The sequence below is a fragment of the Hymenobacter duratus genome (assembly GCF_014698995.1).
Lineage (GTDB): Bacteria > Bacteroidota > Bacteroidia > Cytophagales > Hymenobacteraceae > Hymenobacter > Hymenobacter duratus.
In genome coordinates, this window is sequence record NZ_JACWZZ010000002.1 from 720,569 (window position 1) to 746,255 (window position 25,687).

The 25,687-nt window shown below is 60.8% G+C and carries 24 protein-coding genes; 22 read left to right on the forward strand and 2 right to left on the reverse strand.

Annotated elements, in window-relative coordinates; translation table 11 throughout:
- Window positions 1-59 precede the first annotated feature (59 nt).
- From IC231_RS10970 to IC231_RS11070, 22 genes are all read left to right on the forward strand, one after another.
- The gene (locus tag IC231_RS10970) at window positions 60-1,289 is read left to right on the forward strand and encodes an MFS transporter (RefSeq protein ID WP_190784549.1); all 1,230 of its coding nucleotides are present in this window, start codon (window positions 60-62) and stop codon (window positions 1,287-1,289) included.
- A 145-nt stretch (window positions 1,290-1,434) separates the two neighbouring features.
- Window positions 1,435-2,025 (forward strand): hypothetical protein, encoded by a 591-nt coding sequence (locus IC231_RS10975; protein WP_190784550.1) that lies wholly within the window; start codon window positions 1,435-1,437, stop codon window positions 2,023-2,025.
- A gap of 90 nt (window positions 2,026-2,115) precedes the next feature.
- The gene (locus IC231_RS10980; protein WP_190784551.1) at window positions 2,116-3,132 is read left to right on the forward strand and encodes an MBL fold metallo-hydrolase; all 1,017 of its coding nucleotides are present in this window, start codon (window positions 2,116-2,118) and stop codon (window positions 3,130-3,132) included.
- A 157-nt stretch (window positions 3,133-3,289) separates the two neighbouring features.
- A complete protein-coding gene (locus tag IC231_RS10985) occupies window positions 3,290-4,777 on the forward strand; it encodes a sodium:solute symporter (RefSeq protein WP_190784552.1) in 1,488 nt (495 codons plus the stop codon).
- A 71-nt stretch (window positions 4,778-4,848) separates the two neighbouring features.
- On the forward strand, window positions 4,849-5,328 hold the full coding sequence (locus IC231_RS10990; RefSeq protein WP_190784553.1) for an energy transducer TonB: 480 nt from the start codon (window positions 4,849-4,851) through the stop codon (window positions 5,326-5,328).
- Window positions 5,329-5,409: 81 nt separating this feature from the next.
- Complete coding sequence (locus IC231_RS10995) at window positions 5,410-7,254, forward strand: ABC transporter ATP-binding protein (protein ID WP_190784554.1); 1,845 nt, start codon at window positions 5,410-5,412, stop codon at window positions 7,252-7,254.
- 42 nt (window positions 7,255-7,296) lie between these two features.
- Window positions 7,297-8,343, forward strand: a complete 1,047-nt coding sequence (locus IC231_RS11000; RefSeq protein ID WP_190784555.1) for a YcxB family protein — start codon at window positions 7,297-7,299, stop codon at window positions 8,341-8,343.
- A 209-nt stretch (window positions 8,344-8,552) separates the two neighbouring features.
- Window positions 8,553-9,548, forward strand: coding sequence for a cation diffusion facilitator family transporter (locus IC231_RS11005; RefSeq protein ID WP_190784556.1), 996 nt, complete (start codon window positions 8,553-8,555; stop codon window positions 9,546-9,548).
- A gap of 4 nt (window positions 9,549-9,552) precedes the next feature.
- Window positions 9,553-10,101 (forward strand): hypothetical protein, encoded by a 549-nt coding sequence (locus IC231_RS11010; RefSeq protein ID WP_190784557.1) that lies wholly within the window; start codon window positions 9,553-9,555, stop codon window positions 10,099-10,101.
- 31 nt (window positions 10,102-10,132) lie between these two features.
- Complete coding sequence (locus IC231_RS11015) at window positions 10,133-11,485, forward strand: sigma-54-dependent transcriptional regulator (RefSeq protein ID WP_190784558.1); 1,353 nt, start codon at window positions 10,133-10,135, stop codon at window positions 11,483-11,485.
- A gap of 383 nt (window positions 11,486-11,868) precedes the next feature.
- Entirely contained in the window at window positions 11,869-12,222 is a 354-nt protein-coding gene (locus tag IC231_RS11020; RefSeq protein ID WP_125430474.1) for a DUF7674 family protein, read from the forward strand.
- A gap of 135 nt (window positions 12,223-12,357) precedes the next feature.
- Window positions 12,358-12,435: a K(+)-transporting ATPase subunit F gene (gene kdpF, locus IC231_RS20430; protein ID WP_125422174.1), complete on the forward strand. Its 78-nt coding sequence runs from the start codon at window positions 12,358-12,360 to the stop codon at window positions 12,433-12,435.
- A 130-nt stretch (window positions 12,436-12,565) separates the two neighbouring features.
- Window positions 12,566-14,266, forward strand: coding sequence for a potassium-transporting ATPase subunit KdpA (gene kdpA / locus IC231_RS11030; protein WP_190784559.1), 1,701 nt, complete (start codon window positions 12,566-12,568; stop codon window positions 14,264-14,266).
- Window positions 14,267-14,487: 221 nt separating this feature from the next.
- A complete protein-coding gene (gene kdpB, locus IC231_RS11035) occupies window positions 14,488-16,536 on the forward strand; it encodes a potassium-transporting ATPase subunit KdpB (protein WP_125422111.1) in 2,049 nt (682 codons plus the stop codon).
- Between the two features lie 155 nt (window positions 16,537-16,691).
- A complete protein-coding gene (gene kdpC / locus IC231_RS11040; protein ID WP_190784560.1) occupies window positions 16,692-17,252 on the forward strand; it encodes a potassium-transporting ATPase subunit KdpC in 561 nt (186 codons plus the stop codon).
- A 3-nt stretch (window positions 17,253-17,255) separates the two neighbouring features.
- Window positions 17,256-17,390: a hypothetical protein gene (locus IC231_RS20205; RefSeq protein ID WP_262892762.1), complete on the forward strand. Its 135-nt coding sequence runs from the start codon at window positions 17,256-17,258 to the stop codon at window positions 17,388-17,390.
- Between the two features lie 255 nt (window positions 17,391-17,645).
- Window positions 17,646-18,767, forward strand: coding sequence for a porin (locus tag IC231_RS11045; RefSeq protein WP_190784561.1), 1,122 nt, complete (start codon window positions 17,646-17,648; stop codon window positions 18,765-18,767).
- Between the two features lie 108 nt (window positions 18,768-18,875).
- Window positions 18,876-20,045: a sensor protein KdpD gene (locus IC231_RS11050; RefSeq protein WP_190784562.1), complete on the forward strand. Its 1,170-nt coding sequence runs from the start codon at window positions 18,876-18,878 to the stop codon at window positions 20,043-20,045.
- Between the two features lie 25 nt (window positions 20,046-20,070).
- On the forward strand, window positions 20,071-21,840 hold the full coding sequence (locus tag IC231_RS11055) for a sensor histidine kinase (protein ID WP_190784563.1): 1,770 nt from the start codon (window positions 20,071-20,073) through the stop codon (window positions 21,838-21,840).
- A gap of 119 nt (window positions 21,841-21,959) precedes the next feature.
- Window positions 21,960-22,136, forward strand: a complete 177-nt coding sequence (locus IC231_RS11060; protein ID WP_190784564.1) for a hypothetical protein — start codon at window positions 21,960-21,962, stop codon at window positions 22,134-22,136.
- Between the two features lie 39 nt (window positions 22,137-22,175).
- Window positions 22,176-22,673, forward strand: a complete 498-nt coding sequence (locus tag IC231_RS11065) for a hypothetical protein (protein WP_190784565.1) — start codon at window positions 22,176-22,178, stop codon at window positions 22,671-22,673.
- 120 nt (window positions 22,674-22,793) lie between these two features.
- On the forward strand, window positions 22,794-23,678 hold the full coding sequence (locus IC231_RS11070) for a DUF2911 domain-containing protein (protein ID WP_190784566.1): 885 nt from the start codon (window positions 22,794-22,796) through the stop codon (window positions 23,676-23,678).
- Between the two features lie 95 nt (window positions 23,679-23,773).
- Here the strand turns inward: IC231_RS11070 and IC231_RS11075 are convergent, their stop codons facing one another.
- Entirely contained in the window at window positions 23,774-25,504 is a 1,731-nt protein-coding gene (locus tag IC231_RS11075; protein ID WP_190784567.1) for a sodium:solute symporter, read from the reverse strand.
- Window positions 25,501-25,632 (reverse strand): hypothetical protein, encoded by a 132-nt coding sequence (locus IC231_RS20210; RefSeq protein ID WP_260625679.1) that lies wholly within the window; start codon window positions 25,630-25,632, stop codon window positions 25,501-25,503. The genes IC231_RS11075 and IC231_RS20210 overlap by 4 nt, the downstream gene beginning before the upstream one ends.
- Window positions 25,633-25,687 lie beyond the last annotated feature (55 nt).

Consider the following 25,687-nt stretch of genomic DNA (forward strand, 5'->3'; position numbering starts at 1 on the left):
AGCGTTTGCACCGCACGAAACTATACCGGCTACGGGGCCGGTTACGCTACCTTTGCCGGATGCCCACTCCGGACCGCCGCCTGTCCCATATCTACCTTATCATCCTCATCGACGTGATTGTGGGGGCGGCTATTGGGCCAGTGATGCCGGAGTTTGTACGCGGGCTGCCGGAGCCACAACTGTGGCTTTCTATAGGCACGGGGCTGTTTCTGGGAGTGCAGCTGTTTTCGGCTCCGGTGCTGGGGCGGCTTTCCGATGGGTACGGGCGGCGGCCCATCTTCATCCTGTCGGCGGTGGGTACGCTGCTGGCGAATGCGCTGCTGCTGCCGGTGCGGGCAGGGTTGTTTTTCGTGAACCGGGCTTCCGATGGCCTCACCAACGGCATGTACGCCACCGTGCGCTCGGCCATCACCGACATTTCAGACCCGGACAAGTTGTTCAAAAACCTGGGGGTCGAGGGCGCCATCATCTCGCTGGGCTTTGTGCTGGGCCCCATGGTGTCGGGGGCGCTGCTGACGGTGCTGGAGGTGCCAACGGGCCAGGAGGCAACGTATGTAGTGCGGCTGGGACTGGTGCTGGCGGCTCTGAACGTGCTGCTAAGCATATTTTTAGGCGAAACCCACACCCAGCGCAACGGCGTGCGGGGCGCGGAGCTGCGCAGTGAGTTGGCGCTAGCCCTCAATCCGCTCACGCTCTGGGCACGGCTGCGCGAAAAGGATGCTGCCACGCCCGGCGTGCGCCGCATTGTGCTGACGCAGGTGGCTCTTACGCTCAGTACGGGCTACTATTTCTACATGGTGCCCTTCATGAGCATGGGCGAGCTGCAGATGGATGCCCGCTCTATCTCCTACTTCTTCATGTGCTTTGGGGCGCTCAGCATTGTGCTCAACTACGTGTTCTACACCTACTTCGCCGACCGGATCAACCAGCGCCGGGCCATTGTGTGGCTGGCGGCGCTGGGCGTGCCCGTGCTGGCAGCCTATGGGCTGGTAGGCACATCGGTGGTGGCGCTTTATGTGCTTGTCATCATCGACTGCCTGACGCTGTCCTTGATTCAGGGCCTGCTGGAAGGCCTGCTGGCCCAGCGCACCACCGATGCCGACCGGGGCGAGATATTCGGGCTGAACCAAGCATTTCAGGGGCTGGCCAGCTTCGTAACGACGCTGATATTCGGGGGACTTTCGGTGATGGACCTGCGGCTGCCGTGGGCGTGGTTTGCGCTGTGTCTGGCGGCTGTGGCCGGTTTGGCCGCATGGCGGATGCCAGCCGTGCAAAAGCCCACAGCATAAAGCCAGCCGTGAGCAATGCGCCGGCTACAACCGTGTGTCTTTTGCCTAGCAAGCCGTACCTTTTCAGGAGCAAATCTGCTTTGGTGCCACTTTTCCGGGCAGTTTTGCGTCTATTACGTATCTGCCGTTCTATTTTCGCCGCGCCATGCTTCGTCTTTCCACTCTCGCCGCCTGTCTGCTGCTTACTAGCAGCGCCTTCGCTCAGGCCTCGTTTGCCCCGGCTGCTACAGCCGGGCTCGGGGCGCCACTGCTGCCGGGTTTGCGCGGGCCGCGCCAGAATATTCAGCTCAGCGCGGGCATGATGACGGCCGGCCGGCTGGGCACTGCGGCTTATCTGAGCCCGATTGCCAGCTACCGCCTCACGCAGCGCCTCACGGTATTCGGGGGCCTCACCTACCTACGCGTGACACCCGGCCCGGCTTATTATCCCAGCGCGGCTGCCGATAACCAGCTGCGCCCCTGGGCCGGCTACAACCAGTTTCTGATGCAGGCCGGCGCGCAATACGCCGTGTCGCCACGGCTGGCGCTTACTGGCACGGCTTGGAAGGAAATTCCGAATGGTCAGCCCCGCATCAATCCGTACGCCGGCTTTGGCAGCATGGGCTCGGGCATGAGCCTGCGGGCCGACTACCTGATTACGGAGAACTTCTCGGTTTCGGGTGGGCTGCGCATGAGCAACGGGCAGGGCCCTGCGTTTCCGGGCTACACACCGGGTTTGTCGGGCGGTTTCTGGTAGCCCATTTTCGCACTCCTGTTATCAGCAAAGCCTCGGAACCTTCCGGGGCTTTGCTGTTTCTTTGCTGTTCCTACTGCTTCATCCCGTTTTATGGCCTCAGCCCCACGCTACGTCAGCAATCCGCAGCTGCGCATTATCAAACCCAACTATCCCGGCAACAAAATGATAGGCCGGCAATACTGCAACGGCGAGGAGCTGTATGAACCGACTTTCGGCACGGTGCTCAAATGGCAGCTGAGCGAGAACCCACAGAAGCAGGAGAAGAAAGCCGACACCTGGGTGCCGGACGTGGTGGACTGCACCGCGTTTCTGCAGGGTACCGAGGAGGGATTGGTCTGGTTGGGGCACGCCTCATTTCTGCTGCGCGTGGGCGGCAAGCTGCTGGCTTTCGACCCGCTGCTGTTTTCGTCCCTGGGGCTGCGCCGCCGCCACGCGCTGCCCTGCCTTCCTGAAGACCTGCTGGGCATCGACTACCTGCTGCTCAGCCACGGCCACCGCGACCATCTGGACGATAAATCTGTACGGCTGCTGGCCCGCCAGAACCCCAGCATGCAGCTATTGACGTCGCTGAGCATGACGCCGCTGCTGCGCGGCATGGCCCCCGGGTTGCAGGTGCAGGAAGCCGGCTGGTGGCAGCAGTATGAGTTGGGCGAACAGGTACCGTTCGAGCTGTTCTACTTGCCGGCCTCCCACTGGCACCGCCGCGGCCTCCTTGACCTGAACCAAGTGCTGTGGGGCTCCTTTCTGCTTCGCCTGCGCGACGGCCGCACCCTGTATTTTGCCGGCGACACGTCCATGGCGGGCCACTTTGAGGAAATCGAGAAGCAGTTTGGCCCCCTGGACACCGTCATCATGCCGGTTGGGGCCTACAAGCCGGCCTACATGATGCAGCTCAGCCACGTAAACCCGCATGAGGCCGCCAAAGCGGCCAACCTGCTGCGTGCCGGCCACGTGGTGCCCATGCACTACGGCACCTTCGACCTGAGCGACGAACCGGCCTCCGAGCCGCTGCGCGAGCTGCAGCAGGTGGCGCACGGCAGCATGCTGCGCGGCGAGCTGCACGCACCGGCTGTGGGCGAGGTGCTGCGCTGGCAGGAATGGGAATAGCGCGAAAGACGCCCTATTTTCCCACTCGCCCAGGCTGCGCAACCGGAGCACTGGAGCGGCTGCGGAGCAGTAGCGGGCATAATTTGAGTAGCGGCCAATGGACTCCGAATAGTTGTGGCAGGCACTGTATCTTTGCCCTCTATTTTCCCGGCCTTCTATGTCCCCCACCCTCATCCTGAGCCTGATTGCGGGCTACTTCGTTGTTCTCATCATCATTTCGATTCTCACTTCGCGCAAGGCGACCAGCGAATCGTTCTTTATAGCTAACCGCAACGCTCCGTGGTACATGGTGGCGTTTGCCATGATTGGCACCTCCCTTTCCGGCGTTACGTTCATCTCCATTCCGGGCATGGTGGCCACGCAAAGCTGGAGCTACATGGCCGTAGTGCTGGGTTACATTGTAGGCTATCTGGTGATTGGCACCGTGCTGATGCCGCTCTATTACCGGCTGCGGCTCGTGAGCATCTACACGTATCTGGAGCAGCGGTTCGGGTTCTGGAGCTACAAAACCGGCGCGTTCTTCTTCCTGCTTTCCCGGGCCGTGGGTGCGGCGTTTCGGCTGTTTCTGGTGGCGGGCGTGCTGCAGCTGGCCGTGTTCGATGGGTTGGGCGTGCCGTTTGCCGTCACGGTTACCATCAGCATCCTACTGATTTACCTCTACACTTTCCGCGGCGGCCTCAAAACCATCCTCTGGACCGATACTTTCCAGACGATGGCCATGCTGCTGTGCGTGGGCGTGAGCATCTATCTGATGGCCGATGAGCTGAACCTGGGCTTTGCCGGGCTGGTGAAAACGGTGAAGGAAAGCGCCATGTCGCAGATCTACTTCTCCGACCCCAAGGACGACAAGTTTTTCTGGAAGCAATTTGCCTCGGGCGCCTTCATCACCATCGTCATGACCGGCCTCGACCAGGACATGATGCAAAAGAACCTGAGCTGCCGCAGCCTGCCCGACGCCCAGAAAAACATGTTCTGGTTCACGCTGGCTATTGTAATCGTAAACGTGTTCTTCCTGTCGCTGGGCGTGCTGCTCTACCAGTTTGCCGCCGCCAAAGGCATTGCGCTGCCCACTGATGCTGTTACCGGCAAAGTCATCGGCGACAATGTGTTTCCGCTGCTGGCCACCAACCACTTCTCGCTGTTTGCGGGCATCGTGTTTATTCTGGGCATCATTGCCGTTACCTATGCTTCCGCCGATTCGGCCCTGACGGCCCTCACCACCTCGTTCTGCGTGGATATGCTCGACATCAAGCAGCACGACGAGGCCAAGCAGAAGCGCCTGCGCCACCTCACGCACTTCGGCTTTTCGCTGGTGCTGATTGTGATTATCCTGATTTTCCGGGCCATCAACGACCAAAGCGTCATCACGGCCGTGTTCAAGGCGGCCGGTTATACCTATGGGCCGCTGCTGGGCCTCTACTCCTTCGGCCTCTTCACGGGCCGCGGCGTGCACGACCGGCTGGTGCCTTTTGTGTGCGTGGCCGCGCCCCTGCTTACGTGGTTCATCAATGCCAACTCCAAGGCGTGGTGGGGCTACGAGTTCGGCTTCGAGATTCTGATGCTCAACGGCCTGATTACATTCCTGGGGCTGTTGGCTGTTTCGCGCCCCCGCGAAGTGGCCACCGAATTGAACCCTGCTCTATAAGGCGTGTTTAGGGGAAGTCGGCGTACCTTTGCGCCCGCCTTTACCGCCCCGCCCGGGGGCTACCCGCTCCTATGAAACATCTGTTCTTCCTCTTGCTGCTCGTAGCTTCGGGCCCTTTGGCACTGGCTCAGCAGCCTGCTCCACCGACCAAGCAGCCCATCGAGTTGAAGGCCGGCCGCATGCAGGCGCAGGCCCGTCCCGCCGCCAACCGCCCCGATGTGGCCCCGCAGTACGTGGGGGGCGCGCAGGCAATGGGCGCCTTTTTTCAGGAGAACATAAAGTATCCGGAGGCCGCGCGCGTCAAAGGCCTTACCGGCAACGTGGAAGTCACGGCCACAGTCGGCGCGGATGGCCGTCTGAGCAACCCGGTAGTGGCCAAGTCTCTGTCTCCGGAGTGTGATGCTGAGGCGCTGCGGGTACTGGCCCTCATGCCGGCCTGGAAACCCGCCACCCGCAAGGGCGAGCCGGTGCCGGTACAGGTCAGGCTGCCGGTTCCTTTCGCCAACGGCAGCATTCTGCAGGTGGAGCAGGGAAAAACGAAATTTGAATAGCAATACCAGACATAAGCAATGAGGAGTGAGAAGCAGGCCCTGTTCTGTTTCTCACTTCTTGTTTCTTCCTTTTAGATTGGAATGGCCCGAAGCGGAATGAACACCAGCGGCATCGACCTTGCGCCGGTGCCCGAGAAAAAGAAACTCAGCAAAGAAAGTTTTCAGCGCGGGCTGCGGATTTTCCGCTTCACGCTGCCCTACCGGGGCAAATTCATTATTGGGCTGCTGCTGCTGGCGTTCAGCACCAGCACGTTTCTGGCGTTTCCGTGGGTGGCCGGCAAGCTGGTAGATGCCGCCAACCACAAGCCCGTATCGCTGCCCGGCGGCCTCGTGCTCGACATCGACCGGATTGCGCTGCTACTGTTCTGCATCATTGTGCTGCAGGGTCTGTTTTCTTTCGGCCGGATCTGGTTTTTTACGCAGGTAAGCGAATTTACCGTGCGCGACATTCGGCGGGGGCTGTATCAGAAGTTCATGCACCTGCCCATCCCGTATTTCGAAACGCACCGCGTAGGCGAAATCAACTCCCGCATCACCACCGACGTCGCGCAGATTCAGGATGCCTTCTCGCTGACTCTGGCCGAATTGTTTCGGCAAGTCGCGACGCTGCTGTTCAGCATCGGGGCCATCATGATGGTCAGCATCAAGCTTTCCTTGTTTATGCTGGCTACGTTTCCGCTGATTGTGGGGCTGGTATTCCTGTTCGGGCGCAACATTCGCGCCCTGTCGCGCACGACACAAGACGAGCTGGCCAAAACCAACATCATCGTAGCCGAAACCCTGCAGGCCATCAATACGGTGAAGGCTTTCACCAATGAGGGTTTTGAGGTGGACCGCTATAACTTCTCCCTGAATCGGGCCGTGAAGGCGGCTTTGCGCGGCAATATGTACCGGGGCGCTTTCGTATCCTTCGTGATTATCGGGCTGCTGGGCGGCATTATTCTGGTGCTCTGGCGAGGCGCTACGCTGGTCAGCTCTGCCGGCCCCGACCATCTGGAAATCGGCCAGTTGGTATCCTTTATCATCTATACCGGTTTTGTGGGGGCTTCCGTGGGCGGCCTCGGCGAGCTATACGGCAAAGTGCAGAGCACGCTGGGCGCCTCGGAGCGGATTCTGGAAATCCTAGACGAGCCCACGGAACCCACCCACCGGCCGCGCGTGGCTGGCCGCGCTCCGCTGGAAATCCGTGGCGACATCGACTACCAAAACGTGGCTTTCCGCTACCCCACCCGCCCCGACATGGCGGTGCTCAAAGACATCAGCTTTGATATTCAGGCCGGCGAGAAAATTGCGCTGGTGGGCCCGTCAGGCGCCGGCAAGTCCACGATTGTGCAGCTCTTGATGCAGTTCTATGAGTTGAGTGGTGGTAAAATCCTGATAGATGGCCGCCCCATCAGCCAGTACGACCTGACGGAGCTGCGGGGCCACATCGGCATCGTGCCGCAGGAAACCCTTCTGTTCGGGGGCAGCATCCGCGAAAACATTGCGTATGGCAAAACAAACGCCACCGACGAGGAAATTGTGCAAGCGGCGCGCAAGGCCAATGCCTGGCAGTTCATCGAGTCGTTTCCGGAGGGGCTGGATACACTGGTGGGCGAGCGGGGCATCAAGCTCAGCGGCGGCCAGCGCCAGCGCGTAGCCATTGCCCGCGCCATCCTGAAAAACCCGGCCATCCTGATTCTCGACGAGGCTACCTCTTCTCTCGACTCAGAAAGCGAGAAACTGGTTCAGCAGGCCATGGACGAACTGATGCAGAACCGGACCAGCATCATCATTGCCCACCGCCTGAGCACCATCCGCAAAGCCGACAAGATCCTCGTGATTGACGGTGGCCGCATCGTGGAGCAGGGCACGCATGAGGTGCTGGCCCACAACGAAAATGGCCTCTATGCCAACCTGCTCAAGCTGCAGTTTGAGCTGAGCTAGGATTGGAAGAGGCTGCCTACTTTGATACCCTACTCCCCCACTATGCATGCCCTTATTGTTGCCGACGTCCGTGTTTCTGAGGACGAATACGTTGCCATTTCCACACGTATGCACCAACGGCAACGGTGGATTACACTTGCGCTAACTGTAGTTTTACTTCTGTGTATGTTATGGTCCGATGGAGGTCTTACTGATCTTACCTCCATTCTTACTACCGCAGGCCTGCTGGTTCTTTTGGTAGCGCTGACATGGTGGCTTGGGCGGCGGAAGTTTCGCAAACAATACCGCAGCACTGCTTCCTTGCAGCACCCTGTAACGTATACCCTGTCGGCTGATGGGATTACAAGTCAGTCGGCACTTGGGCAAGCGTTGATAAGCTGGACCTCTATCCAGGCTATTCGTCCTTTAGACCGGTGGTTTGTCGTCACCCTTTCAACAGGGGTAAGCTTTCCCATAGATAGCCGCTGCGTACAGCCACCCTACACGGCCACAGATCTTGCTACTATATTGGCTCAGAACGGTGCCACTCTTGGTTCCTCGCCTGCACCACCAGAAAGGCTTGCTATACCTGTTACAGAATCAGGCATTTCTATATCTAATGTGCAGCCGACATTAGGGCAATATATGTGGCTTAGCTTACGCCTGACTGCAAAAACGACGCCTATTGTGTGGGTGCTGCTATTACCGCATGGCAGTGCGCTAGTAGTGCTCTGGAACTTACTATCAGGTACATATTCTCTACAAGAGTTGTGGCAGAATAACACCGGTCAGCTATTCATGACAGTACTCTTTCTAGCTCTTCCGATTTTCATACTTTGGGCAACCCGGAAGCAGTACCTCACCAGTCCATTGCTCAAGCATCCGGTTACTTATTTACTCACCTCTGATAAGATGTTAGTCGATTCCTTAGGCTGCAACTCCGAAATCAGTTGGGTTGGTATTCAACAGGCTGTTCGCTACGGAAGGTGGATATTTCTGCAAACCACCCAGAACGCAGGCTATATTTTAGACATGCAACAGGTAACCTCTCCACACACGGCTACAGATGTGTTTTCGCTATTCCAAGACCAGCGCATAACTCTGAAATAAAGTATTACAACATTGCTTTCGTCTCATCATTGTCCATTACCTGAATACTACTCACAAAGCCGACTCGACAGTGCAGCGCCTCGTCTGTAGTCGGGCCGTAAAATCCCAGTAGCTTTGAATCTTTGTGCCGCTTCGGAATTCGGAGCGGCCTATTTTTGTACTGTCCTTCCCTGTCCAACGTCAGGGACAGTACCTGACCACCGTTCCTTATGTCCGTCACCCGACTCAAACAACGTCTGGCTTTACTTTCGCTCGTGGTGAGCCTGGTGCTGGTGCTGGTGAAGTTCTACGCCTATTTTCTCACCCGCTCGCAGGCCGTTTTGACCGACGCCCTGGAGTCCATCATCAATGTGGTGGCTAGTGGGTTTGCGCTCTACAGCGTGTATCTGGCCAGCCTGCCCAAAGACGAAAACCACCCGTACGGCCACGGCAAAATCGAGCATCTGTCGGTAGGGTTTGAGGGCGGCCTGATTCTGATGGCGGGTGGCTTTATTTTCTATTCGGCCGTCAAGTCCATGCTGTATCCGCACACGTTGGAGCAGCCGGGCTGGGGCATGGTGCTGCTGGCCGCTACGGCCATCGTAAATCTGCTGGTGGGCTTTGTGCTGGTGCGGGCCGGCCGCCAGCACCACTCGCCGGCTCTGGTCGGCGACGGACAGCACCTGTACATCGACTCGCTCAGCACGCTGGTTTCGTGCGCGGCGCTGCTCATGGTGCTGGTCACCGACGACGTAGTGTACGACTCCGCAGCTTCGGTGCTGCTGGGCGTGTTCATCGTCGTGAATGGCTACCGCATGGTGCGCCGCTCGGTGGGCGGCCTCATGGACGAGTCGGATGTGGCCACGGTGGCGCAGGTAATTGGGGAGTTGCAGACGCTGCGCCAGCCCGCCTGGATAGATGTGCATAACCTGCGCGTGCTGCGCTACGGGGCCAATCTGCACATCGACTGCCACGTGAGCATGCCCTACTATTTCAGCTTGGAAGAAGTGCATACCGAAGTGCACCGCATCGAGGATTTTATTCGCACCCGGTTTGAGGTGGAAGTAGAAATGTTCGTGCACGCCGACCCTTGCTCGTTTGCGGCCTGCTCGCACTGCCACATGGCCGACTGCCCCGTGCGCCAGCATGCCTTCACCCGCGAAATTCCCTGGACCGTAGCCAACGCCATGAAGGACGAGCGGCATTATCTGGCAGAGCAAGCGTAAGTAGATGCCGGCCAGTATCACTGTCTCCGAGACGCAGCTTAGCGCCCTTGAGTTTACCCGGATTCACCAGATTCAGGAGCAGCGCCGCTACCCGGATGCGGTGCGGCAGCGCCAGATAGCGCCCCTGCCTTCGCCGGCCGGCTGGAACTATTGGTGGGTCGCAGGGTGGATTTTGCTGCTGCTTGCCGGCATCTGGCTGGCTCCTGAGCTCTGGCAGCGCTATCTGCGGCTGGCGCTATTTGCCTCTCTGATTACGGTCATCGGGCTGTTATATCAGCGTTATGAATACCGAAAAGCATTTCGGCAGAGCCCTACTGCTGGCCTCAACACGAGGTTCGAGGTGCTGGAAACGGGCATAATCGTTGAGCACGAAGGCCGGTTTACTACCTTTCTGTGGCGTGAGTTCTACCGTATCCGGCACATCGAATCGTGGGTGTTGCTCTACCCCAATCAGGAGTTTTGCTACTACCTGGATCTGCGCAACGTACAACCGCCCGCTACTGCATCCCAGGTGCTGAATCTGCTGACCAAACACAAACTTCTCACGCACTAGCTCCTGCCTGACTTTTTGCGTCCCCTTTTCTATGCCCAACGGCACCATTTTACTCATCGACGATGAGGCCATGCTACGCCAGGCCGTAGCCCGCACTCTGGAATTGGAAGGATATACCGTGCTACAGGCCCCCGACGCCCACCGCGGCTTGCAGACCTTACGCGAGCAGGCCGATAGTATCGGTGTTGTTCTTTCCGACGTGAAGCTGCCCGATGGCCGGGGCCTCGACCTGCTGCCGCGCTACAAAGCTCTGGCTCCGCTGGCCGAAGTCATCCTGATGACGGCCTACGGCACCATTCCCGACGGGGTGCGGGCCATGAAGGAAGGAGCCTTCGATTACCTGACCAAAGGCGACTCCGACGACCAGTTGCTGGTGGTGGTGGAGCGCGCAGCCGAAAAAGCGCGCCTGCAGCGCCGCGTGGCCGACCTCGAAAAGAAGGTGGGCACCCAGTACAGCTTCGACAGTATGATTGGCCACTCCGAGGCCCTGCTGCGGGCCCGTAAGCTGGCCGAGCGCGCGGCCCCCACCGACAGCACGGTGCTGCTGGAAGGCCCCACGGGTGCGGGTAAGGAACTATTCGCCCAGGCCATTCACCAAGCTAGTCCGCGCCGCAGCAAGCCGTTTGTGGCCGTGAACTGCTCGGCCTTCCCGAAGGATTTGCTGGAATCGGAGCTGTTTGGGTACAAGAAAGGCGCGTTTACGGGCGCGCTGACGGATAAGAAGGGCCTGCTGGAAGAGGCCAACGGCGGCACCTTGTTTCTGGATGAAATCGGGGAGCTGGAGCTGAACGTGCAGGCCAAGTTCCTCAGGGTGCTCGAAACCCAGCAGTTCACCAAGCTCGGCGACACCAAGCCCACCAACGTGAACGTGCGCATTGTGGCCGCCACCAACCGCAACCTGCGCCAGGAAGCCGAAGCCGGCCATTTCCGGCCCGATTTATACTACCGCCTGGCCGTGTTTACGGTGCCGGTGCCGGGCCTGAACGAGCGGCGCGACGACGTGCCGCTGCTGGCCGAGTATTTCCTCCAATTCTTCGCCGGCAAGCTGCGCCGCCGCCTGCGCGGCCTGGAGCCCGAGGTGCTGGAGCAGCTGCGCCGCCACGACTGGCGCGGCAACGTGCGGGAGCTGAAAAACGTGCTGGAACGCGCCGCCATCCTTGCCGACGGCGACACGCTCACCACCGACGACCTGCCTGCCGAGTTCCACTACCTGCCCGCCGCCCCCACCACCGACGAAGCCTCCGACAACAGCCTGCGCACCCTGGAAAAGCGCCAGATCCGCCAGGTGCTCCACGATACCGGCGGTAACAAGATGGAAGCCGCCCGCCAGCTCGGCATCGGTACCAAAACGCTCTACCGCAAGATTCAGGAGTATGGGCTGTAGAGACGCAACATCTTGCGTCTCGTCGTTGAACGACGCTGCCTGCGCATCCCAGGGCTGAAGCCCTGGGATGCAAGCACCCTACCAAACCGGGTTATTCTGACCAGCGCACCGGGTCAGAATGACCCGGTTTTTTTGTGTCCGGGGCGTGGGATAGGAGAGAGGTAAAAATATTTTGATCTGATAATCAGATTGATGCGATGAAAATGGTGGTTGCCGGCAGGATGTGGGCCCGGATTGGCAAGAAGCCGCCCGAGCCATTCGTCGATTCGGCAAACGGACCGAACCGGGGCCGGTGCTGGGGTGCCTGACAACCAGCCCAGCGCCATGCCCCGCCGACGCACGGCTCACTCACGGACCCGTTCCACTTCTTTTCATCTCGTCAGATGACTTCTTCTTCTGAAACCGCCACCCTGTTGCTGGAAAGCTTCCCCGAACTGGGGGCGGAACTGCAGGTACCGGCCACGCGCCAGAGCCTGTACCGGCAGCTGAGCTGCTTTGCCACCTTCACCCGCGAAGCTGCCGAGGCCGGTCAGCTGGCCCTGCTCAAACGCTGCTTCGAGGTGGCCGACCGCCTGCTACGCCAGGGCGACGCTTACCTGGCCCGCGCCATCGAAAACGTGTACCTGCACTGCCTGCACCTCGATGGCAGCACCTACGGCAACCAGCTGGCCCGCCAGCTCATGCCCAGCCGCCTCTACCAGACTTACAACTATCCGCACACCACCATGCTGCCCTAGGGCCGCTGCTTTTCCGCTTCGCCAATGGCTCCGCTCCTGATGATTCCCGTGCTCACGGCCGCCGGCCTGGCCGGTTTCTGGCTCTTCTACAAGTCCGTCGATTTCTTCGACCAGATCTAACCCCGTCGCGCCATGATGGTCACCCTGTTTTTCCTCTCCCTCGCCACGTTCGGCTACCTCTGCTACGTGCTGCTGCGCCCGGAGCGCTTCTAGTTGTTAGTTGCTGGTTGTCAGTTGTCAGGCGCTGGTTATCAAGCGGTTTATCCTGCCTGATAACGATAAAGTCGACAACTGACAACGAATAACTAGCAACTGACAACCAATAACTGACAACTCACCGAAAATGAACAACGAACTACTCAGCATCGGCGGAATTTACCTCATCACGCTGGTGCTGGCCCTGCCGCTGGGCGCGTATCTGGCCCGGGTGTTCCGGGGCGAAAAGAACCTGCTCGACTTCATGCGGCCCGTCGAGAATGGCATCTACCGGCTTTCGGGCATTGATGCCCGCCGCGAGATGACGTGGCAGCAGCACATGGTGGCGCTGCTCACCATCAACCTGGTGTGGTTCCTGCTGGCCATGCTGGTGCTGTGCACCCAGGGCAGCCTGCCGCTCAACCCCGACGGCAACCCCTCGATGTCGCCCGATCTGGCCTTCAACACGGCCATTTCCTTTCTGGTGAACTGCAACCTGCAGCACTACTCCGGCGAGTCGGGCCTGTCGTACCTCTCCCAGATTGTGGTGATTACCTTCCTGCAGTTCGTGAGTGCCGCCACCGGCATTGCGGCGGCCGTGGTGGTGTTCAATGCCCTCCAGACGCGCACCACCGAGAAGCTGGGCAACTTCTACGACTATTTCGTGAAGAGCCTCACCCGCCTGCTGCTGCCCGGTTCGCTGCTGATTGCCCTCATCCTGGCCTTCAATGGCACGCCCATGACGCTGCAGGGCAAGCAGGAGCTGATTTCCTTGCAGGGCGACTCGGTGGCGGTGAGCCGCGGGCCGGTGGCCGCTATGGTGGCTATTAAGGAGCTGGGTACCAACGGGGGCGGTTTTTACGGCGCCAACTCGGCCCACCCGCTCGAAAACCCCAACTTTATCACCAACGCCGTCGAGAACATTGCCTTGGTGATTATCCCGATTGCCATGGTGTTTGCGCTGGGCTTCTACCTGAAGCGCCGCAAGCTGGCTTACATGATTTTTGGGGTGATGACGGTGGGTTTCGTGGCTTTGCTGGCCCCCACTGTATATTATGAGATGCACGGCAACCCCGCCATTGCCAAGCTCGGCGTCGATCAGGCGCTGGGGGCCATGGAGGGCAAGGAAATTCGCCTCGGGGCCGCAGCTTCGGCCTACTGGAGCATCACCAACACCATCATCAGCTGCGGCTCGGTGAACTCCATGCACGACTCGTTTATGCCGATTTCGGGCATGAGCCAGATGCTGGGCATGATGACCAACGCCTTCTACGGCGGCTGCGGCGTGGGTTTGCTCAACTTCTTCGCCTACCTCATCATTGCCGTGTTCATTGCCGGCCTGATGGTGGGCCGCACGCCCGAGCTGCTGGGCAAGAAGATTGAGGCCCGCGAGATGAAAATTGCCGTCATCGTGACGCTGCTGCACCCGCTGCTGATTCTGGCCGGCACGGCCCTCACGGCTCACCTCTACGCCGGCAACCCCACCGAGTACAGCGGCTGGCTGGCCAACCCCGGCTACCACGGCTTCTCCGAGATGCTGTATGAGTTCACCTCCGCCTCGGCCAACAACGGCTCCGGCTTCGAGGGCCTCGGCGACAACACGCCCTGGTGGAATATCAGCACCGGCGTGGTGCTGCTGCTGGCCCGCTTCCTGCCCATTGTGGGCCCGGTAGCCATTGCCGGCCTGCTGGCCCGCAAGAAGTACGTGCCCGAAAGCGCCGGCACCCTGCCCGCCGACACGGCCACCTTCGGGGTGATGGTGCTGGCCGTCATCGTCATCATTGCCGCCCTGGCCTTCTTCCCGGCCCTGGCGCTAGGGCCGCTGGCCGAGCATTTCTCGCTGTATTAAACAGAACGAAAACTCCCCTCCTCAGATGATTCCGCGCATCAAGCGGCGAGGGGACGCGGCGGCGCAGCCGACGCTGGGGTGGTTGACCCGCGTGCTGATGTTGTTTAGTTGAACATTCTATCAGCCAATTAAAAACAACATCAGCAACGAGTTAACCACCCCGCCCTTCGGGCACCCCTCCTTGAAAAAAGGAGGGGAACCATATAGCCTCTTCTACTCTCATGTCAACTAAATCTCAATCTCTCTTTCAACCCGCGCTGGTGTCGGAGGCCGTGAAACAGGCGTTCGTGAAGCTCGACCCGCGCATCATGTTCCGCAACCCGGTGATGTTCACCGTGGAAATCGGGACGGTGGTGATGCTGCTCGTGACGCTGGGGCTACTGGTGAAGCCGGATGCCGCCCAGGGCTCGTTCGGCTACAACTTCACCGTGTTTGTGGTGCTGTTTCTGACGCTGCTGTTCGCCAACTTCGCCGAGGCCATTGCCGAAGCCCGTGGCAAGGCCCAGGCCGAAAGTCTGCGCAAAACCCGAGAGGAAACGCCCGCCCGCGTGCTCGATGCCAACGGCCAGGAGTCGTCGGTTTCCTCCTCCCAGCTTCAGAAAGGCCAGATTTTCCTGGTGGAAGCCGGCGAAATCATCCCCACCGACGGGGAGATTATCGAGGGCCTGGCCACCATTGACGAGTCGGCCATTACGGGCGAGTCGGCCCCGGTGATTCGGGAGGCCGGCGGGGATAAGTCCAGCGTGACGGGCGGGACCAAGGTGCTGTCGGACCGCATTAAGGTAGTGGTGACGACGGCCCCTGGCGAGTCGTTCTTGGACAAGATGATTGCCTTGGTGGAAGGGGCTTCGCGGCAGAAAACGCCCAACGAAATTGCCCTTACCATTCTGCTGGCCGGGTTTACGCTGGTATTCGTGTTGGTGTGCGTGACGCTGGCCCCGTTTGCCGAGTATTCCAATACGCCCATTGCCATTTCGGCCTTCATTGCGCTGTTCGTGTGTTTGATTCCGACTACTATCGGCGGGCTGCTCTCGGCCATCGGCATTGCGGGCATGGACCGCGCCCTACGCGCCAACGTCATCACCAAAAGCGGCAAAGCTGTAGAAACGGCCGGCGACATCGACGTGCTGCTGCTCGACAAAACTGGCACCATCACCATCGGCAACCGCAAAGCCACGCACTTCTGGCCCGCCCCCGGCATCACGGAGGCCCAGATGGTAGAGGCTGCCACCCTGGCCTCGCTCACCGACGAAACGCCCGAGGGCAAAAGCATTGTGGAGCTGGCCGGCGAAACCCGCCGCTCCGACGTGGCCGGTCTGCGCACCCGCCTGCAGGGCGCTGAGCTGATCAAGTTCACGGCTGAAACCCGCAGCTCGGGCGTGACGCTGCCCGACGGCACCCGCCTGCGCAAGGGCGCTTCCGATGCCATCCGGCAGCTGGCCGCCCGCGCCAACCAGCCCTTCCCCCAGGAAACCACCCAGCGCGTGGAAGCCATTGCCAGCAACGGCGGCACCCCGTTGGTGGTCAGCCAGAACGACCAGGTGTTGGGCGTGGTGGAGCTGCAGGACATCATCAAGCCCGGCATTCAGGAGCGGTTTGAGCGCCTGCGCAAAATGGGCATCAAAACCGTCATGGTAACCGGCGACAACCCGCTCACTGCTAAGTTCATTGCTGAAAAAGCCGGCGTGGACGACTTCATTGCCGAGGCCAAGCCCGAGGACAAGATGACCTACATCCGCCGCGAGCAGCAGCAGGGCAAGCTGGTAGCCATGATGGGCGACGGCACCAACGACGCCCCCGCCCTGGCCCAGGCCGACGTGGGAGTGGCCATGAACTCGGGCACCCAGGCCGCCAAAGAGGCCGGCAACATGGTGGACCTCGACAACGACCCCACCAAGCTCATTGAGGTGGTGGAAATTGGGAAGCAGCTGCTGATGACGCGCGGCACGCTCACCACCTTCAGCATTGCCAACGACGTGGCCAAGTACTTCGCCATTGTGCCCGCGCTGTTCATGGTGGCCATTCCGGCCCTGGGCGCGCTCAACATCATGGGCCTGAAGTCGCCGCAGTCGGCCATTCTCTCGGCCGTGATTTTCAACGCCGTGATTATCCCGCTGCTGGTGCCGCTGGCGTTGCGCGGGGTGGCCTACAAGCCCATCGGTGCCTCGGCTCTGCTGCGCCGCAACCTGCTGGTGTACGGCCTGGGCGGCGTGATTGTGCCCTTCATCGGCATCAAGGTGATTGACCTGGTAGTAGGACTGTTTTTGTAGAAAGCTGACGTTTGAACAGATAAAAAAGAACGTCATGCTGAGCGAAGCCGGAGGCGAAGTCGAAGCATCTCTACCGCAGTAGTATTTAATACCGATTCAACGAAGCGGTAGAGATGCTTCGACAAGCTCAGCATGACAGACAACACAAAATCAACATGAAACAGAACCTGCTTCCCGCATTCCGCCTGACTCTTGTGCTGCTGGTGGTGTGCTGCCTGATTTACCCCGCCCTAGTGTGGGCCGGCGCTCAGCTGGCCCCGGCCGGCGGGCAGGGCGAAACCATCAGCCACAAGGGCCGCGTGGTGGGCTACGACAACGTGGGCCAGAACTTCACCCGGCCCGAGTACTTCCAGGGCCGCCCCTCGGCCGTGGATTACAACGCCGCCGGCTCGGCCGGCTCCAACAAAGGCCCCAGCAACCCCGACTACCTGGCCACCGTGCAGGCCCGCCTCGATACGTTTCTGGTGCAGAACCCCGGCGTAACCAAGGCCCAGGTGCCGGCCGAGCTGCTCACCGCCTCCGGCTCGGGCCTCGACCCGCACCTCTCGCCGGCCGCCGCCGCTGTGCAAGTGGCCCGCGTGGCCAAAGCCCGCAACCTCGATGCCGCCAAGGTGCAGGCCCTGGTGACGGAGCACACCCAGCACAGCGCCTTCGGCCCCGACCGGGTGAACGTGCTGCGCCTGAACATGGCCCTCGACGCCCTGCAGAACCGCTAGCCAGTGGCTGTCTCCGCGCACCGGGCCCGCGCCCACTACCGGCTGCGGGCCCACCGGCACCGCGGCCGCCGCTTCCGCCCCGGCTACACCCTGCTGGCCCTGGCGCTGCTGTGGCTGCTGCTGCAACTGGTAGCCTGAGGCAGTAGCCAGTAGCGCGAACTTTGTAGTTCGCGCCTCAGAACGACAACCCGCCGAACGGCGCGGGGGCGTGAACTACACAGTTCGCGCTACTACCTCCCGGCCCGTTTTCGTTGCTTTACAACTCCAATTCCGTATTACTTCCCCGCCACCCGCCTGATCAAACAAAGTCAGGTTTCCCCTTCCCCCCGAGGCTTCGCGCATCAAGCGAACCGGGGGCCTGGGGGTGAGGTCCTCCGCATTCTTTCTCTCCCCATGAAACCACTGGTTCTCCTTACCGCTACTGCACTGCTCACGGCTTCGGCTGCTATGGCCCAAACCACGCCCGATTCCACGGCAGCGGCGGCGGCTCCGGCCAATCCGCTGACTACCTACGGGTTTGTGGATGGCTATTATGGCTATGATTTCAAGCACGCGGCCACCAACCAGCGGCCCGGCTTCCTGTACTCGCACAACCGCCAGAACGAGTTTACGGTCAACAATGCCGTTATCGGTCTGCGCTACGACAACGGGCAGGTGCGCGGGGCGCTGGGCCTGCATGCGGGCACCTACGTATCGGCCAACTACGCGGCCGAAGATCAGGTGCTCAAGCACCTCTACGAGGCTTATGCGGGCTTCCGCCCCTTCAAAAAAGCCTGGCTCGACGTGGGGATTTTCGGCTCGCACATCGGGTTTGAGTCGGCCCTGAGCAAGGACAACTGGACGCTGACCCGCTCCCTGATGGCCGAAAACTCGCCGTACTACGAGGCCGGGGCGCGGTTGACTTACGAGGTGAGCCCCAAGCTGACGCTGACCGGGCTGGTGCTCAACGGCTGGCAGAACATCCGCGAAAATAACCAGGCCAAAGCCGTGGGCACTCAGATTCAGTGGAAGCCCACCGATAAGCTGCTCATCAACAGCAGCACCTTCTACGGCAACGAGCAGCCCCAGGACTCGGTGCGCCGCCGCCGCTACTTCCACGATTTCTACGTGAGCTACGCCGCCACCGACCGCCTCAGCCTGGCCCTGGTGTTCGATGTGGGCAAGCAGCAAGCCGACCGCCCGACCGGTGACAACAGCGAGCAGTACGACACCTGGCACACCGGCGCGGCCTTCGTGCGCTACCAGCTGGCCGAGCAGTGGACTGCCGCCCTGCGCGGCGAATACTACAAGGCGGAGCGCGGCGTCATCATCAATGCCTATGCCCCGGCTGTAAGCGACGCCAACGTTTTCATCCGCGGCGGCTCGCTGGGCCTGGATTACGCGCCCACCGGCAACGTGCTGGTGCGTTTGGAAGGGCGGGTGCTTAACGCCGCCGACAAGGTGTTCCGCGAAGCAGGTGGCGCCACCCGCAGCACCTACACCAACCTCACGTCCAGCATTGCCCTCTCGTTTTAGCGCTTTGCTGGCGCACTCCTGCTTCCATCCTCCGGTTTTCTCCTGCATTGCTGAATTTCGGCGCCGGGGCCAGCCGGGGAAGGCCTGCGCTACTCTTCCACCCTGCTCATGAGCCCGACCGAAAATGACCTGCGCGATACTTCCGCCGAGCGGTTTCTGCGCCTGGTGCAGGCCAAGCGGCGCGGTACGCTCAAAGTATACCTGGGCCTGGCCGCTGGCGTGGGCAAAACCTACCGCATGCTGCAGGAAGCCTACGACCTGCACCAGCACGGCGTACAGGTGCTGCTGGGCTACATCGAAACCCACGGCCGCGCCGGCACCGTGGCCCAGTTGCGCCAGGTGCCCTTGCTACCGCGCAAGCATATCTTCTATAAAGGCCGGGCACTCGAGGAAATGGACGTGGAAGCTATAGTACAGCGGCGCCCGCAAGTGGTGATTGTCGATGAGCTGGCCCATTCCAACGTTCCCGGCTCGCGCCACGAAAAGCGCTGGCAGGACGTGGAATACCTCGTCAGCCAGGGTATTTCGGTGATTACGGCCGTAAACGTGCAACACCTGGAAAGCCTGCACGACCAGGTGCTCAAAATCACGGGTACCGACGTCACGGAGCGCATTCCCGACCGTCTACTCAAGCTGGCCGACGAGGTGGTGAACGTGGATGTGACCGTGGGCGAGCTGCGTGCCCGGCTAGAGGAAGGCAAAATCTACGACCCGGCCAAAGTACCCACCGCGCTGGCCAACTTCTTTCAGCCCGAAAACCTGCTGCAGCTGCGGCGGCTGGCCGTGCGCGAGGTGGCCCAGCTGCTGGGCCGGCAGGTAGAAACCGGCAGCGGCAGCGCCCCAGCCGTGCCAGCAGCCCGCCGCAACGACGACCGGCTGCTGGCCTGCATCAACTCCAATGACCGGGCCGCCAAGGAAATTATCCGCAAGACCTCGCGCCTGGCCGACCGGTTCGGGGCCGCTGCCTGGTACGTGCTCTACGTGCAGACCGGCCGCGAAACGTCGGCCCGCATCGGCTTGGCCACCCAGCGCCACCTGCTTGATAATCTGCAGCTGGCTACTGAGCTGGGCGCCCAGATTCTGCGCGTGAAGGACGATGACATCGTGGGCGCCATCACGCGGGTGGCCGCCGAAAAAGAAGCAACCTTGCTCGTGTGCGGCATCACCAGCGAAAAAGGACTTTGGGGCCAGATTTCGCGCCGTGGCGTCACCAACGACCTGCTGCGCGCCGTAGCTCGCCGCAACCAGGAACTGGATATTTTTTTGGTTACCTACTGATTTCAATGGATTTGCGCCAAAGAACATGAACGTTAAAACGCTGATTACGCTCGGCTTTCTGGCCATGCTGACGCTGCTGCTGGCCCTGGGCGGCTACGCCTACTACACGGTGCAGCGGCTGGAACGCAGCTCGCGCAACGTGCTGCAGGAGAATTTCTATTCCGTGGAACTGGGCCAGCAGATGCTTCAGGCTCTCGACCAGATGGAAGTGGCGCCGCAAGCAGCGCTGCCCCGGTTTCGCCAGTACCTGACCCGCGAAGCCGGCAACATCACCGAAACCGGGGAACGGGAGCTGGTGGACAGCCTCACCCAAAATCAGGCGGACTTGCAGCGCCTACTCGATGCCGGTGCACCCACTGCCGCGCGCACGCCCAAGCTGGCGCTGCTGCGTCGGCAAACCTACCGCATGGTGGCCCTGAACACGGCCGCCCTCACCCGCAAAAACGAGCTGGCCGCCCGCCGAGCTACCGAGGCCGGCCGGTACCTACTGGCCTTTGTGGGGGCAAGCTTGCTGGGGGGGCTGCTGTTCGTGGTGAGCGTGCCCGAGGCAGCCGTAGGCCCCCTGCGCACGCTCACCGCCAGCCTGGAACATGCCACCGAGAGCGACTTCACGGCCACCATACCCGTGGAAAGCACCAACGAGTACGGGCGCGTGGCCCTGGCTTTCAACCGGATGCTGGTACAGCTGCAGGAGTTTCGCAGCTCTACTATGGCCGAGCTGCTGACGGAGCGCAACCGGGCCGCCAGCATCGTGAGCAGCCTGGACGAGGGGCTGCTGCTGCTCGACGAAAACCGGCGCATCATCCTGGCTAACCCCGTGGCGTGTGCACTGCTTGGTTTGCCAGCAGCCCGCGTGGTGGGCCGGCTAGCGGCCGAGGTAGCCCAGGAAAACGACCTGCTGCGCGAAATGCTGCTCCCACTGCAAGTAGACGCCGCCCGTCGCGAGCAGGCCATAACCGACGCGCCCCTGCTGCGCATTGCCCAGCAAGGCGACGAGGCGTTCTACCGTCTGGCGGTGCAGGAGTTGGTATCCTTTAACCAGGCGCGCGAAAAAAATGAGTTCGTGGGCCAGATTCTGACGCTGCGCAACGTGTCGGACTTCAAAAAGCTGGACCAGGTGAAGTCGAATTTCCTGGCCACCGTGTCGCACGAGCTGAAAACGCCGCTGTCCAGCATCAGCTTCAACACCAAATTGCTGCTGGATGAGCGCCTGCCCGCCGAGGAACGCCAGCGCGTGACGAGCGACATCCGCCGCGAAACGCAGCGCCTGCAGCGCATGGTGGCCGAGCTGCTCGACGTGGCCCGCCTCGATGCGGGGGCCGGCATCCAGCTCGACCTGCGGCCCACTGACCTGACCGACGTCGTGAGCTTTGCCACCGCCACCGTGCAGCCCCAGCTCGACGACAAGCAGCTGCGCCTGGAACTGCACCGCGCCGTGAACATACCCCACGTGCTGGCCGACGTAGAAAAAACCACTTGGGTACTCATCAACCTGCTGGCCAACGCCATCCGCTACTCGCCCACGGGACAGGCCCTCACGGTGCGGGCCACCGTGGCCGGACGTTTCGTGCAGGTGAGCGTGCAGGACCGCGGGCCGGGCATCGCGCCGGAGCACCACGAGAAAATCTTCCAGCGCTTCGCCCAGCTGCCCGATAAGGCGGGCTACCGCGGTGGCTCGGGCCTGGGACTGAGCATTGCTCGTGAGTTCATCACCACCCAGGGCGGGCGGCTGTGGGTGGAAAGCGAGCTGGGCAGCGGCAGCACGTTCTACTTCACGCTGCCGCTGGTAGCTTAACCACAAACGCAATTCCTAACCAGATTCAGCCTTTCTACATTTTGCTGAAAGGCCGCCGCCGCGCCGGCTGTTTTACTTCAGGGCCATTTTTCAGTCAAGTAAATACTGACCCGCAGCGTGTGTTCACTACCTTTCTGTGGCAGAAGTTCTACCGTATCCGGCACATTGAATCGTGGGTGTTGCTCTACCCCAATCAGGAGTTTTGCTACTACCTGGATCTGCGCAACGTACAACCGCCCGCTACTGCATCCCAGGTGCTGAATCTGCTGACCAAACACAAACTTCTCACGCACTAGCTCTTGCCTGTTTACCCCCTGCTTGCTCCCGGCGTTCTGATGACATCCGCCGACTTCGTGGCCGTGAACTTCCGGCTGTGGCGGCAGCAGCGCCGCACCCGCTTCAACCACTGGCTGCTGGGCCTTGCCCTGCTGTTGCTGGCCGTGAGTGTAGCAGTTGATGTGGTACAGAATGGGCGCATTACAAACCAAGGTACACTGGCAATGCTGGCTGTAGGGTTGCTATATGGCCTGTTGCGGATGGTTTTGGTGCGCTACCAACTGCGGCGCGGCTTCGCGAAGAACCCTGCAAATCAGCAGCCCATTGACTTTGCATTTGACACCGACCGACTGCGCGGCAGCAGTAGCGCTGGCACCTTTGCGGTGCGCTGGAACCAGCTGCAGCGTGCTATCCGCGTCGGCGACGACTGGCTGCTGCTCTACCCCAACGATGCGGCCTGCTACTACCTGGACCTGCGCCGCCTGCAAGCCCCGGCCACGCCTGCTGAGTTGCTGGCGCTGCTACGGGAGCAGCAGGTTCCGGTAGTGGAGTTGTAGCAACGTAGCTAATGCAACTTCCGTCGAAGGCTGTGTCTTTCGGCCGACAGTTATAAACCCGCGCTCCAACGCGGGTTTTGCTACTTTTGAGCCGCTACTCATTCTCACCTTTTTCTTTTCATGAAAGCTCTACTTTCTTTCTCTGCCGGAATGGCCCTGCTGGCGGTTGCGCCACTTACCACTCAGGCCCAAATCAGCACGCCGCAGCCCAGCCCCAAAAGCACTATTCAGCAGCGTGTAGGTCTCACCGACATCACCATCACGTATTCGCGCCCCAGTGCCAAGGGCCGGGTTATCTTCGGTGACTCTACCTCGAAGGCCATTGTACCATATGCCAAACGCTGGCGCACGGGCGCCAACAACTCCACCACCATCAAGTTCTCAGACGATGTGACGGTGGAAGGCAAGAAAGTGGCGGCCGGCGAATACGCTCTGTATACGATACCCGGCAAAACCACCTGGACGGTGGTGCTCAGCAAAGACACCAAGCAGGGTGGCAACGTGGCCAACTACAAGGCCGCCGACAATGTGGCCAGCTTCTCGGTGAAGCCCTACAAAACGACCGTAAAGGCCGAAACCTTCACCATCAACTTCTCTGACCTGACGCCGGCCACGGCCAACGTGGACATGCTATGGGAAACGACCGGCGCCAAGTTCAAAGTGGTGGCCGACGTAGACCCCAAAGTGGTGGCGCAGATTGACGAGAAGGTGACCAAAAACGCCTCGCCCAGCACCAACGACCTGGCCGCTGCCGCCGTCTACTACTACGACAACGACAAGGACCTGAAGCAGGCGCTGACTTGGATGCAGAAGGCCAACGAGAAAGACCCTAAGTTCTGGAACGTGCACACGGAGGCTAAAATCCGGATGAAGATGAAGGACTACAAAGGAGCCCTCACGGCCGCCGAACAGTCGCGCACACTGGCCCAGAGCGCCAAAAACACCGACTATGTGAAGATGAACGACGAAATTATTGCTGCCGCCAAAAAGAACGGCGCCAAGTAAGCCACTAGTTTTCAAGCACCAAAAAGGGCCTTCCGCTACGTAGCGGAAGGCCTTTTTTGGTGCATACTATTTTCCCGGCTTTCCGGCTAAGCCAACTACAGCCCAGGCGGCTCTTCTTCTATTAGGTCCTGCACGGCGGGCTCCTCATGTAGCACCACAGCCAGCAGCAGGCTTAGGCCCACCACAATACCACTACCAATAATATTGAACCAGAGGTAGCCTATGTCGGTGCGCCAGAACAGCAGCAGCACTACCGCCTGGGCCACCACCGCCGACCAGAACACGGCTTTGCCACCCACGCGCTTCAGAAAAAACGCCACCATGAAAATACCGAGAATGGTGCCGTAGAACAGCGAGCCGAGAATATTCACGGCCTGAATCAGGTTTTCGAGACGGGCGGCGAAAGTGGCGAAGCCGATGCCGAGCACACCCCAGCCAATGGCCGCCCAGCGGGAGGCCTCTACGTTGTGGGCTTCATCGGCATGGGGGCGGCTGGGGCGGTACAGGTCGATGACGGTAGTGGAGGCCAGCGCATTGAGGCCAGCCGCCGCTGAGCCCATGGCCGCCGACAGCACCACCGCAATCAGCAAGCCCACCAGGCCCTGCGGCATGTAGTTCAGCACGAACGTCAGAAACACGTAGTCGGTATCCTTGGCCTCGGCCGAAGGCACGGCCTTTTTCAGCAGCACCTGGGCCTGTTGGCGCAGGCCGCGGGTGGCCGCGTTGGTCGCCTGCAAGTGCGTCTGGGCGGCGGCCAGTTGGGCCGGATCGTCGGAGTGCAGGGCTTCCACGAGTTGGGTAGTGGCCTGGCGGCGGGCCAAAAACAGGGTTTCGTGCTCGTCTTCCAGGGTGCGCAGTTGCGGACCGTACTCAGCAGAGCGGGCCACCCGGTCGTGCACGGGCCGGTTGAAGGTGAGCGGCGGCGGGCTGAACTGGTAGAACACGAACAGTAGCACCCCAATCAGTAGAATTCCGAACTGCATAGGCACTTTCACGAGGCCGTTCATGAGTAGGCCCAGGCGGCTCTGCGTGATGCTGCGGCCCGCCAGGTAACGCTGCACCTGGCTCTGGTCGGTGCCGAAGTAGGACAACGCTAGAAACAAGCCGCCCGTCATGCCCGACCAGAAGTTGTACCGGTCGGTGGGGTCGAAGTGGAAGTCTACCAGATTGAGCTTGCCCTGATGCCCGGCTACCTGCAGAGCTTCTGTGAAGCCAACTTCGGGCGGCAGGTAGTGCACCAGCAGATAGCCTGCCACCACCATGCCAGTGAAGATAACAGCCACCTGCCCCTGCTGCGTCACCATTACGGCGCGGGTACCGCCCGCCACAGTGTAGGCAATCATGATACCGCCCAGCAGCCACACGGTCAGGTTGATGTTCCAGCCCAGAATAGCCGACAGCACCAGCGCCGGCGCGTACAGCGACAGGCCGTTGCTTAGGCCGCGCTGCACCAGAAACAGCAGCGCCGCCAGCGTGCGGGTGCGCCTATCGAAGCGGCCTTCCAGATACTCGTAGGCCGTAAATACTTTGAGGCGGTGGTAAATGGGCACCGCAAACAGCGCAATCAGTACCATGGCCAGTGGCAGGCCAAAATAGAACTGAATGAAGCGCATGCCGTCGTCGTAGGCCTGGCCGGGCGTACTGAGGAAGGTGATGGCCGAGGCTTGGGTGGCAATAATGCTCAGCCCCACGCCCCACCAGGAGGCGTCCCGGTCGCCGAGCAGGTAGGAATCAAGCGTGGCGCCAGCCCCGCGGGTGCGCCATGCTCCGTACCCGATGATGAAGATAAGCGTGCTGCTGAGCACCAACCAGTCGAAGGTACTCATGCAGCGAAGGTGCGGGTCAGGTACGTAAAGAAGGCTACTTCCGCGGCCAGCGCAGCCAGCACCAGCCAGTACCACGCCCGCCACGAAGGCAACAGCGGCGGCTTTTCAGATTCGGGGATAGTAGACATAGAAAACGAAGGTAAAGTAAACCTCAGGAACGCCGGCTATAACACGCCGCCGATA

What these genes read in the sequence shown, in the direction of transcription:
- IC231_RS11000 (WP_190784555.1), top strand. Translation starts at nt 7,297, where the DNA reads ATGCATGCCCTTATTGTTGCCGACGTCCGTGTTTCTGAGGACGAATAC.
- kdpC (WP_190784560.1), top strand. Translation starts at nt 16,692, where the DNA reads ATGAAACAGAACCTGCTTCCCGCATTCCGCCTGACTCTTGTGCTGCTG.
- IC231_RS10975 (WP_190784550.1), top strand. Translation starts at nt 1,435, where the DNA reads ATGCTTCGTCTTTCCACTCTCGCCGCCTGTCTGCTGCTTACTAGCAGC.
- IC231_RS10990 (WP_190784553.1), top strand. Translation starts at nt 4,849, where the DNA reads ATGAAACATCTGTTCTTCCTCTTGCTGCTCGTAGCTTCGGGCCCTTTG.
- IC231_RS11070 (WP_190784566.1), top strand. Translation starts at nt 22,794, where the DNA reads ATGAAAGCTCTACTTTCTTTCTCTGCCGGAATGGCCCTGCTGGCGGTT.
- IC231_RS11065 (WP_190784565.1), top strand. Translation starts at nt 22,176, where the DNA reads ATGACATCCGCCGACTTCGTGGCCGTGAACTTCCGGCTGTGGCGGCAG.
- IC231_RS11050 (WP_190784562.1), top strand. Translation starts at nt 18,876, where the DNA reads ATGAGCCCGACCGAAAATGACCTGCGCGATACTTCCGCCGAGCGGTTT.
- IC231_RS11010 (WP_190784557.1), top strand. Translation starts at nt 9,553, where the DNA reads ATGCCGGCCAGTATCACTGTCTCCGAGACGCAGCTTAGCGCCCTTGAG.
- IC231_RS11055 (WP_190784563.1), top strand. Translation starts at nt 20,071, where the DNA reads ATGAACGTTAAAACGCTGATTACGCTCGGCTTTCTGGCCATGCTGACG.
- IC231_RS10985 (WP_190784552.1), top strand. Translation starts at nt 3,290, where the DNA reads ATGTCCCCCACCCTCATCCTGAGCCTGATTGCGGGCTACTTCGTTGTT.
- IC231_RS11005 (WP_190784556.1), top strand. Translation starts at nt 8,553, where the DNA reads ATGTCCGTCACCCGACTCAAACAACGTCTGGCTTTACTTTCGCTCGTG.
- IC231_RS11075 (WP_190784567.1), bottom strand. Translation starts at nt 25,504, where the DNA reads ATGAGTACCTTCGACTGGTTGGTGCTCAGCAGCACGCTTATCTTCATC.
- IC231_RS20210 (WP_260625679.1), bottom strand. Translation starts at nt 25,632, where the DNA reads ATGTCTACTATCCCCGAATCTGAAAAGCCGCCGCTGTTGCCTTCGTGG.
- IC231_RS10995 (WP_190784554.1), top strand. Translation starts at nt 5,410, where the DNA reads ATGGCCCGAAGCGGAATGAACACCAGCGGCATCGACCTTGCGCCGGTG.
- IC231_RS11020 (WP_125430474.1), top strand. Translation starts at nt 11,869, where the DNA reads ATGACTTCTTCTTCTGAAACCGCCACCCTGTTGCTGGAAAGCTTCCCC.
- IC231_RS10970 (WP_190784549.1), top strand. Translation starts at nt 60, where the DNA reads ATGCCCACTCCGGACCGCCGCCTGTCCCATATCTACCTTATCATCCTC.
- IC231_RS11045 (WP_190784561.1), top strand. Translation starts at nt 17,646, where the DNA reads ATGAAACCACTGGTTCTCCTTACCGCTACTGCACTGCTCACGGCTTCG.
- kdpA (WP_190784559.1), top strand. Translation starts at nt 12,566, where the DNA reads ATGAACAACGAACTACTCAGCATCGGCGGAATTTACCTCATCACGCTG.
- kdpB (WP_125422111.1), top strand. Translation starts at nt 14,488, where the DNA reads ATGTCAACTAAATCTCAATCTCTCTTTCAACCCGCGCTGGTGTCGGAG.
- IC231_RS11015 (WP_190784558.1), top strand. Translation starts at nt 10,133, where the DNA reads ATGCCCAACGGCACCATTTTACTCATCGACGATGAGGCCATGCTACGC.
- kdpF (WP_125422174.1), top strand. Translation starts at nt 12,358, where the DNA reads ATGGTCACCCTGTTTTTCCTCTCCCTCGCCACGTTCGGCTACCTCTGC.
- IC231_RS10980 (WP_190784551.1), top strand. Translation starts at nt 2,116, where the DNA reads ATGGCCTCAGCCCCACGCTACGTCAGCAATCCGCAGCTGCGCATTATC.